1 protein-coding gene is annotated in these 283 nt (G+C 73.1%); it reads left to right on the top strand.

Features of this window, described 5'->3' with window-relative positions; genetic code table 11:
* On the top strand, positions 1–283 hold a 283-nt coding region (locus tag IO33_RS45460; RefSeq protein WP_157858100.1), incomplete at both ends, for a beta-ketoacyl synthase N-terminal-like domain-containing protein.

Raw genomic sequence — 283 nt, 5'->3', positions numbered from 1 at the left:
CGTCATGGCGACTCCCTCGACGTTCGTGGAGTTCAGCCGTCAGCGTGGCCTGTCGGCGGACGGTCGGTGCAAGGCGTTCGGTGCCGCTGCGGACGGTACGGGCTGGGCCGAGGGTGCGGGCATGCTCCTGGTGGAGCGGCTGTCCGACGCCCGCCGCAACGGCCACCGGGTGCTGGCCGTCGTACGCGGTACGGCGGTGAACCAGGACGGCGCCTCGAACGGTCTGACGGCTCCGAACGGGCCGGCGCAGCAGCGGGTGATCCGGCAGGCGCTGGCGAACGCC

The sequence above is a fragment of the Streptomyces durhamensis genome, assembly GCF_000725475.1.
In the GTDB taxonomy this organism is placed as follows: Bacteria; Actinomycetota; Actinomycetes; order Streptomycetales; family Streptomycetaceae; genus Streptomyces; species Streptomyces filipinensis.
This window is presented reverse-complemented; position numbering and strand designations above follow the sequence as displayed.